Source organism: Mesorhizobium sp. M8A.F.Ca.ET.181.01.1.1 (assembly GCF_004792025.1).
GTDB lineage: Bacteria > Pseudomonadota > Alphaproteobacteria > Rhizobiales > Rhizobiaceae > Mesorhizobium.
The window spans coordinates 14,868-29,508 of the sequence record NZ_SRTV01000015.1; the positions used below are offsets into that span (position 1 = coordinate 14,868).

General features: G+C 61.1%; 15 protein-coding genes and 1 tRNA gene. 7 read left to right on the plus strand and 9 right to left on the minus strand.

What is annotated here, in order from left to right; genetic code table 11:
• Nucleotides 1-11: 11 nt before the first annotated feature.
• Nucleotides 12-1,019 carry a thioredoxin gene (gene trxA / locus EN824_RS31485; RefSeq protein ID WP_135867713.1) on the minus strand — a complete coding sequence of 336 codons (1,008 nt, stop codon included), beginning with the start codon at nt 1,017-1,019 and terminating at the stop codon, nt 12-14.
• Between the two features lie 84 nt (nt 1,020-1,103).
• The gene (locus tag EN824_RS31490; RefSeq protein WP_127281199.1) at nt 1,104-1,601 is read right to left on the minus strand and encodes a prolyl-tRNA synthetase associated domain-containing protein; all 498 of its coding nucleotides are present in this window, start codon (nt 1,599-1,601) and stop codon (nt 1,104-1,106) included.
• A 317-nt stretch (nt 1,602-1,918) separates the two neighbouring features.
• Between EN824_RS31490 and EN824_RS31495 the strand changes: the two genes are divergently transcribed.
• Nucleotides 1,919-1,993, plus strand: a tRNA-Gly gene (locus tag EN824_RS31495).
• 482 nt (nt 1,994-2,475) lie between these two features.
• On the opposite strand, the gene EN824_RS31500 is transcribed toward EN824_RS31495, so the two are convergent.
• Complete coding sequence (locus EN824_RS31500) at nt 2,476-3,873, minus strand: lytic transglycosylase F (RefSeq protein ID WP_245521056.1); 1,398 nt, start codon at nt 3,871-3,873, stop codon at nt 2,476-2,478.
• 1,009 nt (nt 3,874-4,882) lie between these two features.
• Between EN824_RS31500 and EN824_RS31510 the strand changes: the two genes are divergently transcribed.
• From EN824_RS31510 to EN824_RS31525, 4 genes are all read left to right on the plus strand, one after another.
• Complete coding sequence (locus EN824_RS31510) at nt 4,883-6,760, plus strand: adenylate/guanylate cyclase domain-containing protein (RefSeq protein ID WP_135867714.1); 1,878 nt, start codon at nt 4,883-4,885, stop codon at nt 6,758-6,760.
• Between the two features lie 138 nt (nt 6,761-6,898).
• On the plus strand, nt 6,899-8,230 hold the full coding sequence (locus tag EN824_RS31515; RefSeq protein ID WP_135933076.1) for a hypothetical protein: 1,332 nt from the start codon (nt 6,899-6,901) through the stop codon (nt 8,228-8,230).
• A 27-nt stretch (nt 8,231-8,257) separates the two neighbouring features.
• Complete coding sequence (locus EN824_RS31520; RefSeq protein ID WP_127276719.1) at nt 8,258-8,854, plus strand: hypothetical protein; 597 nt, start codon at nt 8,258-8,260, stop codon at nt 8,852-8,854.
• Nucleotides 8,855-8,896: 42 nt separating this feature from the next.
• Nucleotides 8,897-9,274 carry a hypothetical protein gene (locus EN824_RS31525; RefSeq protein WP_127276717.1) on the plus strand — a complete coding sequence of 126 codons (378 nt, stop codon included), beginning with the start codon at nt 8,897-8,899 and terminating at the stop codon, nt 9,272-9,274.
• 226 nt (nt 9,275-9,500) lie between these two features.
• On the opposite strand, the gene EN824_RS31530 is transcribed toward EN824_RS31525, so the two are convergent.
• Nucleotides 9,501-10,307 carry a SapC family protein gene (locus tag EN824_RS31530; RefSeq protein ID WP_127276715.1) on the minus strand — a complete coding sequence of 269 codons (807 nt, stop codon included), beginning with the start codon at nt 10,305-10,307 and terminating at the stop codon, nt 9,501-9,503.
• Between the two features lie 319 nt (nt 10,308-10,626).
• Here EN824_RS31530 and EN824_RS31535 point away from each other — a divergent pair, with 319 nt between their 5' ends.
• Complete coding sequence (locus EN824_RS31535) at nt 10,627-10,902, plus strand: hypothetical protein (protein WP_135933069.1); 276 nt, start codon at nt 10,627-10,629, stop codon at nt 10,900-10,902.
• A gap of 230 nt (nt 10,903-11,132) precedes the next feature.
• Here EN824_RS31535 and EN824_RS31540 read toward each other — a convergent pair whose 3' ends face one another.
• Nucleotides 11,133-11,651: a GNAT family N-acetyltransferase gene (locus EN824_RS31540; RefSeq protein ID WP_245521057.1), complete on the minus strand. Its 519-nt coding sequence runs from the start codon at nt 11,649-11,651 to the stop codon at nt 11,133-11,135.
• A 17-nt stretch (nt 11,652-11,668) separates the two neighbouring features.
• Nucleotides 11,669-12,322 (minus strand): hypothetical protein, encoded by a 654-nt coding sequence (locus EN824_RS35435; protein ID WP_189522255.1) that lies wholly within the window; start codon nt 12,320-12,322, stop codon nt 11,669-11,671.
• Here EN824_RS35435 and EN824_RS35440 point away from each other — a divergent pair.
• Nucleotides 12,312-12,884, plus strand: a complete 573-nt coding sequence (locus tag EN824_RS35440; RefSeq protein WP_189522256.1) for a hypothetical protein — start codon at nt 12,312-12,314, stop codon at nt 12,882-12,884. The two genes, EN824_RS35435 and EN824_RS35440, sit on opposite strands and share 11 nt — an antisense overlap.
• 51 nt (nt 12,885-12,935) lie before the next feature.
• On the opposite strand, the gene EN824_RS31550 is transcribed toward EN824_RS35440, so the two are convergent.
• From EN824_RS31550 to EN824_RS31560, 3 genes are read right to left on the minus strand one after another with little or no spacing between them, the layout of a single operon-like run.
• Nucleotides 12,936-13,469 carry a tail fiber protein gene (locus EN824_RS31550; protein ID WP_127276707.1) on the minus strand — a complete coding sequence of 178 codons (534 nt, stop codon included), beginning with the start codon at nt 13,467-13,469 and terminating at the stop codon, nt 12,936-12,938.
• A gap of 10 nt (nt 13,470-13,479) precedes the next feature.
• Entirely contained in the window at nt 13,480-13,989 is a 510-nt protein-coding gene (locus EN824_RS31555) for a tail fiber protein (protein WP_127276705.1), read from the minus strand.
• Between the two features lie 12 nt (nt 13,990-14,001).
• Nucleotides 14,002-14,499, minus strand: coding sequence for a tail fiber protein (locus tag EN824_RS31560; RefSeq protein WP_127276703.1), 498 nt, complete (start codon nt 14,497-14,499; stop codon nt 14,002-14,004).
• Between the last annotated feature and the right edge of the window lie 142 nt (nt 14,500-14,641).

Below are 14,641 nucleotides of genomic sequence, written 5' to 3' on the forward strand. Positions count from 1 at the left end.
CGATAACCGGCTCAGGAAAACAGCAACGCCGACAATTTGCGGCGCGCGGCAAGCGTCGCCTCGTCGGTCATGCCCCAAGCCTCGAACAGTTGCAGCAACTGGGTCCTGGCGCCGTCCTCGTTCCAGGCGCGGTCGGCCTTGATGATGGCCAGCAGATTGTCGGCCGCCGCGGTGCGATCGCCCCTGGCGTTCTGGATCATGGCCAGATCGAAACGCGCCTGATGGTCCTTGGGATTTTCTGCAAGCCGGCGTTCGAATTCGGCCGGGTTGCCGAGTTCGGCCGCCTGCGCGGCAAGCGCCATCTTGGCGCGCAGGGCGGCGAGCGCCGGCGCGTCCTTCTTGGCCTCGGGCGCCGTTGCCAGCAACGCCTCGGCGCCTTCCGTGTCGCCGGCTTCGAACAGCAGCTCGCCCAGCCCGCCAATCGCCTCGACCGTCTCCGGCGCCTGCGCCAGGATGGCGTCATAAATGTCGGCGGCGGCCTGCATGTCGCCGGCGTCGCGCGCTTCCACGGCCGCCGCCAGCGCCTCGGCCACCGGCGGCGCGCCATTGCCCTGGCCGCCGACCTTGGTGATGAATTCGTTGATCTGGCTCTCGGGAATGGCGCCCATGAAGCCGTCGACCGGTTGGCCGTCCTTGAAGGCGATGACCGCCGGAATCGACTGGATGCCGAGCTGGCCGGCGATCGAGGGATGGTCGTCTATGTTCATCTTGACCAGCTTGACCTTGCCGCCGGCGGCCTTGACCGCCTTTTCCAGCTGCGGCGTGAGCTGCTTGCAAGGGCCGCACCACGGCGCCCAGAAATCGACCAGCACCGGCTGGCGGCGCGATTCCTGGATGACGTCGGCGGCGAAGGCGGCGGTCGTCGTGTCCTTGATGACATCGCCGGCGCGGGCGCCCGCGGGCGCATCGCCAAGCGCTGCCTTCGCCGGCGCCGTGGCCGTTCCGCCATACTGCACCGTGGTGGCATACTGGCCGCCATTGTTTCCGAATGATCCGCCAAACGGATTGTTGTCGCTCATCTCGTCACCCTTTCGGTCGCGCTGCCGGCCCGCGGCTCGGCGCCATGTCTCAATTGGAAATCGGCTTCGCCATCCATGTGGCGATCATGCCGAGACTTTCAAGATAGCAGCATCGTGCCCGGTTGCCTCGACGAATCTGATGAGATCGGCCGCCGCGATCGACGTCGTCGCCTCGTTGGTCAGCGGATGCGCGTTGATGACGGCATGCGCCATCAAATCCTTGTCGAGCACCAGCTTGACCCTGTTTTCCCTGTCATTGATGACGCCGAAGACGGTGACGGCGCCCGGCGTGACGCCCAAAAGCTCCATCAGCATTTCCGGCTTGCCGAAGGAAACCCGGCTGGCGGCGCCGATCGACTGATGGATCTGCTTGAGATCGACGACCGCGTCCTCGCCGACGGTGACCAGGAAGAAATTGTCCTTCTTGTCCTTCAGGAACAGGTTCTTGGTGTGTCCGCCGGCGATTTCGCCGCGCAGCGCCTGCGAATCGGCCACCGTATAGAGCGGCGGGTGGCGTTTCGTCGAAACGGCGATGCCCAGTTCGGCGAGAAAGGCGAAAAGCTCGGCTTCGGTCTTCGGCATTGGATTTCTTCTTCGGCTGGTTTGCGGCCATGCCGTTTATCGCATCGGCCACGGAATCGGAATCATTTTTGCGCAAGCCTGGTGCGCGCCGCCGCGAAAGCCGGTTATTCCCATGCACGCGGCGATGGTGCGCGCCGCGACGAGGCGGCAATGGTCGGGCCGCCGCCCAACACGGCCCCCAGATCCGGCGAGAAGCCTTGTCACGGGCGGCTTGCCTGCATCATGGCGCCGGGCAGCAAAAAGCCTGTTATTTCCCTGTTGCAATCGCCGCGCTCTTCAGCCATATAGGCCCGGCTTGCGGCCAAGACGCCGTGTGAGCGGGTGTAGCTCAGGGGTAGAGCACAACCTTGCCAAGGTTGGGGTCGAGCGTTCGAATCGCTTCACCCGCTCCAATTTCCTTCAGGGGATCAAGCATCGAAAAGCCGCGGTTCGCCGCGGCTTTTTCGTTTTCTGTGGCGGTTGAAGCGCAGCCACCTCAAGCCTGCGAAGGGCGGTGGCGCAGGCAAATCGGATGGGCCTGGGCTTCCGCCGACATGAGCCGACGCAGCGGCAGCGCGTCCATGTCGCGGAGGCTCATCCAGCGTCAGGAGCCTGCCGTCCCGGGAGGCCGGGTCATGGTCGAGCTGATCAACGTGGCGGCCAGACGAGCTCACGCGGCAATGGATCGCGTTGGTATTGGCTATCGCTGCCGTGAGCGTCGCTCTCTTCAAAAATGACCGACCGGTGACAGGCCGGCAAACTATTCATCGGTGGCGGCGCAAGTCGCGGCCTCGTCGCCCCAGTCAGTTCATGGCCTGCAGATGCCGGTAGGAACGGTCGGTCAGCTCTTGCATATCCATATCATTGAGCCAGCCATGCCGAAATACGAGCTGATTTACTCTGACTGCGCCTTGTTCACGCCACGCCGCGCTTTCTGCTCCTCGAGCAGCGTATAAGCCACAAAATATTTGTAGATATTTCCGACATACTGAACCGTTTCGCGCCCAACCACCTTCGCGGCGCCGTTCTCCACATTGCCGAACCATAGATCGGGGTTGAGGCCCATCGTCTTCGCGGCACTGCGAAATTTGCGCAAGTTGCCAGGCCCGGCATTGTAGGCGGCAAGCGTCAACAGCGCCCTGTTGACTGGGTCGAGTTCGGCATCGTTCACATAGGTTGCCGACAAATAACGCATGTATTTTGCGCCCGCTTCTATATTGCGATCCGAGCTTTCCGCTATGCCGCTGATGCCTATCGCCTTATCGGCAGCAGTCGACGGCAACATTTGCATGATGCCGACGGCGCCCCGAGAGCTGCGTTCGCTCTGGTCGAGACGCGATTCCTGGTATCCCTGCGCGGCCAGCAGCAACGCATTGAGTTTGTAGGCAGCGCTATATTTCTCGAAGGCGTCGCGCAGAGCCTGGAATTTATCGACCTCGGACTGCTCGTAGGCGGAACGCACCATCTTGTCATCCTGGTAGTAGCGCTTCTTCAAAATGTTGCCGAAGGTCGTCCCGACCTTGTATTGCTTGACGAAAGCGTTGAGCCTTTTCATCAGTTCCGGGCTGTTCTTACGGACCGCCCAGGCGATTTCCCCGTCCTGCGCTATCGCAATGTCATCGTGCAGTTCGATGTTATCGAAGACCCTGGACCAGATCCGCGCCTTGTGGCCGTCGACCACGCACCAGGGCAGCAGGCCGGCATTGACCATCTCCAGAAGATCCTCATCCTCGAGATTTTCGTCGATCGGCGCGATGCCGATCTCGGCTTGGCCCGCCGCGCGCCGGTCGCTGTTGAGCTTTTGCAGATGCTCGAAATAGCTGCTGCTCGCGCGAACGCGGATTTCCTTGCCGCCGAGATCGTCGATGGCGGCGATTTTCGGCGCGGCCGGGCCGGTGACCAGGATTTCTTTCACGCCGCTCGCCAGGGGATCCGTGAAGTCGACGATCTGCTGCCGTGATGGGGTAATCGTCAGATTTGCCGCGACAATGTCTCCGCGCCCTTCGATGAGCGCGGGAAGCAGCCGGTCCCGGGCCACCGGCACGAAGGCCACACGAATTTTTTCGATTTCCTTTTTCTTGTTCTTGTTGATCTGCCGCTCAAGCGCCTGGCCAAACTCGACCGCCGTGCCAAGTTGCTCACCACGGTCGATGAAGTAGATCGTCTTGCTGTAAGGGACCAGGATTCGGATAAGACGTCTCTTTTCCATTCCGCCGTAGTCGCCGGTCCAGGCGTCAAATCCGGGGCGCAAAGCGGCCTCTTTGGACTGTGAAAAGCAGCGAGGCCAGGGCAAGCACGATGAGGGCCGGCACGATGCGCGCTACGGCCCTCCGGAAGATCAAAGCCGCGCCACGGCTGTTTCGCCTTGTCACCAGAAGGAAGAACTGAAAAGTATCGAGTATCAAGTCGGCCATTATCATCCCGGTTCACCCCTCTGCTTCGCCGAGCCATCAGATCATTGATCGAACGTCATCCTGAGCCAACTGTTGCTGGAGTATGGTATTCGAGTTTTCTTGTGCACGACAAAAGCCCGCATCTTGGCCAAGTCGAGCCAGATGGCGGAAACTCGGCCAGGAGCATGTGTTCTCCATTGAGGCATGCTCATTGGAAGCGATCGGCCATTTGCCACGGAACAAAGAAACGCCAGCGCGCCAACCGGCGCGATCCACGCGCAATGAAGTTGACATTGCCCCCCGCCTCCACGACCCTTGCACCGGCGTACCCACCGATGCCACCCGCTCCTTCATTGCGATCCGCATGGCGGTGCCTGGTCGCCAGCTTGCGGTTCGCTGCCCTAAATAGCAGTTTTGGCGTTGCAGCGCCACGCCCAAGGGCGGCCCGCAAGACCGTCGCGGCAATGGAACTGCTTTCGGACAAGATCATGCTGCAGCAAGAACTGGATCACGACGACGTTTCGACAGTCACACTGACCTGAAGGCATGAAAGCCGCCGCATGTAGGGGGAATTGCGGCGAAAACAACCAGTTGATGCATGTCGCCCGGAAGTGTCCTCGTTCCGGAACCACGACATGGACAAATCAGAACCTTGAGGCAAGATGGCGATGGAGCAGGCCGAGCGTGCCGGTTTTGCGCAGGTCGAGGAACGATGTTCTGGGTCACCCCCGTTCGTTGCTATTCCCGTGAACGACGTCGACCGTACGGCCGGATCGCTTGGGGTGCGACTGGCGCCGCGCCACCCGGTCGGCGACCGCGAGCGACCGTTTCAGCGACGTTGGCGCCAAGGAGGTAAATCAGTTAAAACTAAATCAGGCGGAATTATTGTCCGCGATTTCAGGAGACGACATGTCCGAGGAGCATGTTGAGCGTCGGCTGGCGGCGATCCTGGCGGCTGATGTGGTCGGCTATAGCCGTCTTATGGAGGCCGACGAGGAGCACACGCTCAATCTCCTTCGGCAGCATCGACGGGAGTTCTTCGATCCGACCGTCACCAAGCACGGTGGGCGCATCTTTAAAGTGATGGGTGACGGCTTCCTGGTGGAGTTCGGCAGCGTAATCAATGCGGCGCGCTGCGCGGTCGAGATCCAACGCGGCATGTCCGAGCGGAATGTCGGCATCCCCGAGGCCCGGCATTTCAAGTTCCGCATTGGCATCAACCTTGGCGACATCATCGTCGACGGTGATGATTTCCATGGCGACGGCGTCAATCTTGCGGTGCGGCTGCAGGGGCTCGCAATACCCGGCGGCATCGCCTGCTCGGAAGTGGTGCGCCATGAGGTCGGCAACAAGCTGGGCGTCGACTTCGCCGATCAGGGCGCCAGGACCGTCAAGAACATTGCTCAGCCGGTGCACGTCTATTTCGCCAATTGGGACCAGGGCGTCTCGCAAGTCGAGACGCATATTGCAGCCAGGAGCGTCCAGACACTGGTGCGGTCCGACAAGCCGTCGGTGGCGATCCTCCCCTTCGCCAATCTGAGCAATGATCCCGACCAGCAGTATTTCAGCGACGGCATCACGGAAGATATCATAACCGACCTCTCGAACGTCTCCGGCCTGTTCGTGCTCAGCCGCAATACCGTGTTCGCCTTCAAGGGCAGGACCGACAAGATGGAACGCATCGCCAGGGAACTTGGCGTCGGCTACATTGTCGAGGGCAGCGTCCGCAAGGCGGGAAACCGGGTCAGGATCAATGCCGAGCTGATCGAGGGCGCCACGGACGGACACGTCTGGGCTGCCCGCTTCGACCGCGACCTCACCGACATCTTCGCCGTGCAGGACGAAATCGCCAAGGCGGTCGTGGCGCAGCTCAGGGTCAGGCTCCTGCCCGAAGAGAAGAAGGCTATCGAGCTGGCGCCGACGGACAGTGTCGAAGCCTATACGCATTATCTTCGAGGCCGCGATTACAGCCACATCGCGACCAGAGCGAACCACCTGATGGCCAGACAAAGCTACATCAGGGCCATCGAGCTTGATCCGGGATATGCCCGCGCTTATGCAGGCTTGGCGGTCTGCGACGTACGCCTTCAGTCGATCTACGGCTCTTCGATCCAGGTGGACGACATTCTCGCGACCGCCGACAAGACCCTGGCTCTGGACCCGAATCTGGCCGAGGCGCATTCAGCCAGGGGCTTTGCCCTGTCCCTCGCCGACCGCCGCTCCGAGGCCGCGGCGGCGTTCGAACAGGCCCTCACGCTCGACCCCAACTGCCACGAGGCCAACCGCTACTATGCCGAGTTCTGCGTGACCGGCGGCCAGTTCGAGCTCGCCGCGACGTACTTCCTGCGCGCGATGGAGATTAAACCGACCGACTACGGCGCACCGGTCATGCTGGTGAACGTCTTCCGCACTCTCGGCCAACAGAACGACGCGGAGCTTTATGCGCGGATCGCATTGGAGAGAGCGGAAGAGGAACTCCGTCTGCATCCGGAGAACGCCAATTGTGCCTGCCTGGGAGCGATCGTGCTGGCCTTCCTTGGTGAACGCGAGAAGGCCGCGAAGTGGCTTGGCCGGTCTCTGGAAATCGACCCTGGCGATATCAACGTCCAATACAACGCCGCTTGTACCTATGCGTTGCTGGGAGAATTCGAACGCTCGATCGACCTTTTGGAAGTGTGGCTACCGCAGGCTGGCGCCGAGATGAGACTCTGGTTCAAGAACGATTCCGATTTCGCCTCTGTTCGCAGTCATCCCCGCTACCAGAAGTTGCTCCAGCTCCTGCAGTAGCGATACGCATTGTTCTTGGGGCAATTTTGTTGCCGACAATCAAGAACCGTCCTTCAGGAAGAATTAACCCGACAAACCAACGCCCTCGCCATCTCACGGATATTATGTTATGTTACTAATATAACCGAGAGGTGGGGAATGGGTACCCGGTTCAGGCTGTTTGTTCAGCCTCCGTTCGAAGACCCTACGTCAAGCCCCGAGATCATTACGGTTTCTTCCCCGCGAGGCAGCGTCGGAGCTGGCCCGTCCGACGATCGTATGTATGTCGTCGAGCCGGTCGACAAGACGCGGCCCTATGGCGTCAACCACGGCCCGTTGGGTACGCCCGTTATCTCCCTGCCGCCCTGGACGCGAGCGATCCTCGATCCGGCCGTTCCCGATGAGGAAGGCAATTTCGATCATTATCAGCCCTCGACGCCCGGCTTCGAAGCAGCCCACGCGTTCGGGTGCGCGCGCTTCACCCTCGACGTTTGGGAGCGTTACATCGGCCAGCCGATCACCTGGCATTTCCACGATCACTACGACCGTCTGGAAATTTCGATCCTGCCAGGTTGGGACAACGCCCAATACGGCTATGGCTTCCTTGAGCTCGGCAGCCAATTCGTGAAGGACGGACGCACGCTCCCGTTCAGCCTCGACTTCGATATTATCGCGCACGAGGTTGGCCATGCATTCGTCTACAGCGTCCTTGGCATACCGAACCCGGGCGCTGAGTTCCCCGAATATCTGGGCTTTCAGGAGGCCTTTTCGGACTGCGTTTCGTTGATCGCGGCCATGCATTTTCCCTCCGTGATCGATAATGTCCTGACGGTGACGCGTGGGAACCTCTACATCGCCAACCAACTCTCTCGATTCTCGGAATTCTCGCCGCACCGCCAGATACGCGAGGCCAACAACAAGCGGACGATGGCCGACTTTGCCGACGGCTGGACCGACGAGCATGCACTGTCACAACCTCTCACGGGCGCCGTCTTCGACATTCTGGTCGATGTCTTTCACGAGAGCTTGGTGGCTCGAGGACTGATCTCGCCGGAGGCCGAAAATCTTGCCGACCTCGCCGAGATCGATCCAGCCGCCGAGTTGCCGTTGCAGGAAGTCTTTGACCGCGATTTCGCTCGCAACCCGGAAGGTTTCGTCGAAGCGCTGCTCGACGCGCGGGATATCGTGGGTACCTATCTCGCCGAGACGCTTTGGGCTCTCGCCCCGGATTTCCTGGACTACCGTGACGTGGCGAGAACGATGCTCGCGGTCGACGACAGCATGACCGGAGGAGAACTATCGAGGATCATCTTCCGGGATTTCGACCGAAGAGGGATTTTTCGCTACCGTGCCGGGCCTCGCCTGACGAAGCCAAACCGAAAGAGCCATGTTCATGAGGGCCGAACCGCCCGTCCACTGGACCAGGCGCACCTGCCGGACATGAGCTATTTCGAGAAATATTGGATGTCCAGAAGTGGCGCCGATCTTTGATCGACATACAGATGATGGGGGTGATCCATGACCACTGAAACCATTCTAAATACCTCAGCCATACATTTGTTCGGTAGAGTTCTTGAAGATTTGAAGCTCAAGAAGAGGGTCGATGGGGGACGGCCTCCAAGGCTTGGCAACAATAGATTCCTGCAGAACCAGATCGACGCTTCCGGTAGCCTGCTAGCAAGGATCTATGCGTTCACCTTTGAAGCGCAGTTCTACGAGCTGGCCCGACCGACCATACTTCTTGTCCATGGGCCTGGCACTGTCGTTGATTATCCGGCCCCGGGGGACACCGATCTCAAGGTCATGAGCCGCGGTCCAAGCGACCCTGCCTATACCGGACTGTCATCGCAGATAGGCTCGTTCGCGCGCGGAATGCAGGTCTGGGTCTACGACAAGAGTGACCTGACAATGCGGCTGGAACTCGACACCGGAACGCTCGAGGATGTCCTGTTGAGTGCGGAGCTGGACCCGCGTTCGTTTGGTCGATCGGGCGGAGCAATGGGCAGATCCGGCGGTGCGATGGGGCGATCTGGCGGCGCCATGGGCAGGTCCGGCGGTGCGATGGGACGGTCCGGTGGCGCCATGAACCGCGGCGGGCGCGGCGATATGGACTAGCGTTTTCGATCGTTAATTGAGAAGGCCGAAGGGAGATGGGCCATGGCGAGAGTAGATATAGTACGTGTCGATACACCTGAAGGGAATGCTGTAAGAGGCGGAGATCCGGTTACGGTCAGTGTGACGGTAGCCCCAGACCGTGGTTGGTTTAACGACACGGAATACCTGGTAATTGACTTTATCGATGCTGGCACTTTAAAGAGCGAGCCATATCTAGTGGTATTCGACAACGACGTAACCATCGAAGATACGACGACAATTACCTTTAAAGTTAAAGCACAAGACGGGGCTTCACCCGGGGAATACTATGTTCGCATCAAGAATGAAACTTTCGAGGAAACCATCGTAAGCGGCTCTGAGGATGGAACCATCACTGTGTCCCTGAAGCTGGTCACTTCCAAGCAAAAAAGCTGTGACTAGCCGTAAAGTCACAAGTCACATCGGTATCAACGGCTCTGCCCTCATGCCGGCGAAATCTTGCCGGGGTTCATGATGTCCGCGGGCCAAGCATCTGCTTGATCATGCGGCTTCCGCGGCGGCCTCCCCCAAGTCTTTCAGCTCGCTCCTTGTTCCGGACGAACCCCGGCTCCCGGAAGGCCGTTCGACTTTGGGCGTTCTTGAGAGCCCCAACCATGAGCGCCAGAAATCAGCCCTTCGCCCCCTCCGCCTTGCGGACCGACGCCTGGTGCACCAGCGAGGTCCAGCTGTTGGTCGAGGCGAGGTGGCAATAGAGCAGGCCGAGCGCGCCTGACTTTCTCAGGTCGAGGAAGGCCTCGTCGCTCAATTTGTTGAAGGCGGCCTCGTCGATCACCTGGAAATCGGTGAGGTTGAGCACTTCGCCGCCTTCCAGCGTCACCTTGCTCTGGCGCGGCGAAAACAGGCCATGGGCGTCGATCTTGTCGACCATCTCGCGGGTGGCCCTGAAGTCGATCTGGAACTGGTTGCAGAAGGCGAGCGCCTGCTTGGTCGCCTCGGTCGGTTCGTTGCCGCTGAAGAACGGCAGCACCTTGTCGTCACGGAACGGTGCCACGAGCTGGTCGACGACGCGCTCGCTCGCCCGGTCGACGCACAGCGTCAGCCGGCCGGCCGACGTCGGGTCCTCGGCCAGGATGAAGGGATAGCGGCGGACATAGGCCGGGATGTAATGCGGCGCGTTCCACATGCCGTCGGCATCGACGAACAGATTTTCGTCCTGGCGCACGCCGGTGATGATGACAGGCGCCTTGCCGGCGCCGATGAACACGATCGGGTAGGAGCGCATCGCCGCCGGCATCTCCGACGCCACCACCGGAATGGCGTGCGCCGAGCCCGCGAAGGAAAAATCGCTGCGCGCGGTCAGCCCCAGCGAGCCGTGCCGGATCGGGTTGAGCGCCTCTGGCCTCGTATAGAACAACGGCATGGCGTCGCCCCCCTTTGCCGGCGCCGTCCCTGTTTTCGCACCACTTTCAGCCATCGTCCGTCCTTTTCTCCCGCAAGCCGTTCAAGCCGGCCAATCAGCGTCCGGCGTCGCTGCGAAGCTCTGTCTTGTTGCGCCAGGCGCGTATCGGAACAAAGTACTACAGCGTCGCCGGCACGCGCAAAAGGACATGGGCTGCTGTATTTTGCGGTTTGCGGCGGTGAATTGTCTTGGGCGCCGAGCGCTTCGCGCGATGGCGCACAATCCCAGGAAAGTGTTCGACGTTCTTCCGTCCTGGACTCCGGAAATAATGAGTTCTGGACAGCTCGCGGCGAAGCGGCGACAGTGCCGCGCAAACGGCTTTGAGGCGAGCGCAATGGCGGCGGCGGCGGATTTCGAACAGGCGATCGGGCAGGCGTTCATCATCGAGACCACAGGCGGGCGTATCTCGCTCGAACTGAGCGCCGTCAATCGTATCGCGGCCAGCCCGCGCCCGGGTGGCGGTTTTTCCCTGCTGTTCCGGGGACCGCGCGAGATCGCGCTGCCGCAGGCGACCTACAGCCTTGCCGGCACCAGCGGCGTCCACGACATCTTCATCGTGCCGGTTGCAGCCGACGCGACGGGGCGGCTCTACGAAGCGGTGTTCAATTAACGCCGGTTTTGAGCTGCAGGGCCGAAAAGCGACAATCTTAGCCGTCGCCGCCGCCCCTCACTGTCCTGCCCGACATCTCTCCCCGTAAACGGGGCGAGAGCGGCTGGCCGCAACGCCGGCGCATTTTCTGCAACGCTTGTGATTGGCGAAAGCGGCGATGACAGCGCCCCTCGCCCCGTTTACGGGGAGAGGATGCCGGCAGGCAGGTGAGGGGCAGCGCCAACCAACGATCATGGATCCGCCGGCGCGCAAGCCATCAAATCGTAGACGCCCTTGTCCTCGACGACGACAAAGCCGAGATCGACATAGAGCCGCCTTGCTGGGTTGTTCTTCTCGACATGGATCGACGCTGATTTGCCGGCTAACCATGCCTCGTCTATCAGGTCGCGCAGCAACGCTGAGCCGTAGCCCTTGCGGCGATGGGCGGGAAAAAAAGCGATGTCGATGATGCGGTGTTGGCTTGGCCAGCGCTCTATATAGAGCCGGCCGATGTCTTGCCCGGCATGGCTCACCACCAGCCAGTCGGCCTGCGGATAGTGCTTGTGGTAGTGCGCGTGCTGCGCCTGGAACTGCATGTCGAGAAAAGCGGCCTTCTGCGCCTCGCTCCAGTCCGTCACGGCGAGCTCTTCCATGCGGGTCGAGGCATAGAGCCGCGACAGGAAGGCAATGTCCGCCTCCGCGGCGGCACGGAAAGCGAGTCCGGCCTGCCGTGACCGGGACCACGCCGGAGCGGGATAGACCAAAGCCACGCCGCTTGGGGTCAACGTCAGACCGGCGGCGTCAGGTCGCGCACCACCGCGATCTGCTTGAGGTTGCCGGTGGCCAGCGCCGTCCAGCTCCACTCCCATTCGGAACTGTCCATGGCCATCTGGTTGATCGTCCACAGACCATTGGTCCCATCGTTCGTGATCATCATGCTGAACAAGGCAAGGCGACCATCGGCATTGTAGTCGAGCGACAGCCGTGTGTTGGCGCCGGAGGCGCTGAAATCACGCCATCCAGACCAGTTTTGGGTGGCCGCGTCGTATTGGGCGTTGAAGGAGTGGACATGCTGCTGGTCGGAGGCGACCAGCATGATGTCACCGTCCCCCTGGATGCCGGCGCAGAGCGTGTATCTGGGAACCCTGCTGTAACCGGGCGTCGCCCAGTTCGTCCAGGCGTCGGAGCCCGCCGGCAGTTGCTTGGTATGCAGGACCTGGCCCGGCTGCGTCATGGCAAAAAGATTGGTGGCGCCCAGCGGGCCGACGATCGGCGCCATTTCCGTGAAAGGATAGCCGGCGTCGATCTGCACCCATGGCGTCCAGTCGGCCACCGTCAGCGCTTGGGCCTTGGCCTGCTGGCAGCGATAGAGATGAAGGGCTGAGTTGATGCCGAAGAGCGCAATGCGGCCGTCCGCCTGGCGCAGCGCCGTGACCGCCACGAGCTGGCCGGTCAGTTGTATCCAGGCGCTCCAGGGCTGTGCGCGGCCTGAGCTCGTCGACGGTGACGACGATCGGCGTCGTGGTGCCGGGCGGCGTGATGGTTTTCTGAACCTGAACGATCACGTCCGGGTTCTGGTAGATCCACCAGATGCGGCCCTGATTGTCGGTGAGGAAGATTTCGACGCGGCCGTCAGCGTCGCGCGCCATCGAGAGTTTCTGGTAGCTTGTTGCGCCGGGCGGGGCGCCAATGCCAACCGGCGGATTCCATTTTTCGACCGGGCCGACCTGGTTGGCGTCCTCCGTGATGAAAGACAGGTTGGTGGTGCCGGTCGGTTGGGCCACCACGGCGACGCGCCCGTCCTTGGTGAGACCCGCGGTCATGATCACCCAGGCGCCGGCGGCGATGGGAGACCATGCGGCAGGCCACGCCCCGTTGGGCGCGACTTGAGCCTTCTGGATCAGCCGTCCCGCCGCGGAATCGATGCCGACGACCATCAGCCGCGACAGTTCGAAGAACGACACGCCTGGCACGTGCCCGGTTGGCGCCGCATGGGAGGGTAAGTGAGCGTCTTCGTTAGCCATGGTAACGGCCCCGCCTTGTTGGCTCGAAAATCAGGTTCTCGGTGGGAACACGCCCTGCAGGGCGATGCAGAAATTGCAGGTGAGATAAGGCTGCAGATTGTTGTGCGGCTGGTCACCGCCGGCAGGCGCGAGCATGTTGTCGTTCATTGGCGTCAGCGCGGGTATCGGCGTCCCTGGAACATAGGCGAAAGCGCCACCCGACTTGCCGAGAATTCTCGACGGGCTGGGCACCTGGACGTCGGCGACGTCCTGGGTTCCGACCATAACGTTGTGCGCATGGATCGGCATTTCGCTTTGGAGCAGCGTCACCGTCTCCGAGCCGCTACTCTCTCCGAGATCGTGCAGTGACAAGCCAGGTCCCTGACCGGGGTGCATTGGCGCGCTGCCCTGGAGATTGGGCAGCGCGAAGTTCGACTTGCCGTCGCCGCCATAAGTCGTGCCGAGCAACGAGAACAACGCCGTGTTCTGCGACAGCGGCAAAATCTGCCCGTCGCACAGCGCCCAGCCCTTGGGCGCGAAATTGAACGGGAAAATGCGGATTTCCGCAACGAACGGATCGGCCATGACGGTCCTCTCAGGTCTGCGACGGGAAAATGCCGAACAGCGAGATGATGAAGTTGATGCATAGATACGGCTGGAAATTGCTATGCGGCTGGCTGCCGCCGACGGGTGACACCATGGTCGCGGCCATCGGCCCATCGGGCGCCTGGCCATCGATGTACATGAAGATCGTCCCCGTCGTCTGGTCGAGGACATTCCCGCCCGGATTGGTCCCGGTGCCGGTTTGGCCCGATGCCAGCATGGGATGCGAATGAGCCGGGATCTGCTGGATCGACAGCGTGATTTCCTCCGCGCCGCCAGTCTCGGCCAGGGTGAAGCCGTTGCCCTGATGGAGCGGTAGTCGCCCACGCAGGTCGGGCAGCGCAAAAGTGCTTTCGCCGTCGCCGCCATAGGTGGTGCCGATCAGTTGGAACAGCGTCTCGTTTTCCGAGATAGGCAGCAGTTGCCCTTCGCAGAACATCCACCCGGCCGGCGCGAAATTGCCGGCAAACATGCGAACTTCGCCAACATAGGGTTGTGCCATGATCGCGTTTCCTCAGGTCTGCGACGGGAAAATGCCCTGCAGGGCGATGCAGAAGTTCAATGTCAGGAAAGGCTGCATGTTGAGGTGCGCCTGCGAACCGCCAACATTGGCGATGCTGGCAGGGTGCAACGAGGTCAGGTTGGTAGCCTGCGCATAGCCATTGTTGAAAGCCCCCAGGAAATTCCCGGAGTTCAGGGGCACCGTGCCGTTGGCGTTCGTCGCTCTCGCCTGGTGAACATGGGTCGGCAATTCCGCAATCGACAGCGTGTGGGACTGCTCGCCGCCCCGCCCGCCGAGATCATGCCCGTTGCCGGCATGGATCGGGACCCTGCCCCGGAAATCCGGCAAGGCGAAATTTACCCGGCCGTCGCCGCCAAAGGTGGTGCCGAGCAGTGAAAACAGAGCCTGGTTCTGATTTATGGGAAGCAGTTGGCCGTCGCAGAACGCCCACCCCTTGGGCGGGAAACCGAAGGACATGATGCGGATTTCGGACAGAAACGGCTCTGACATGCGATACCCTCCCACTGCCGCTTCGGACTATACACATCACGAATTATAAGTCTACTGGTAATACTTATTCCGGATAAATTTTCATAAATATCCACCGGATCGCTTACTGGAAACTTCAAGTATATTGTTAACTATATACTTT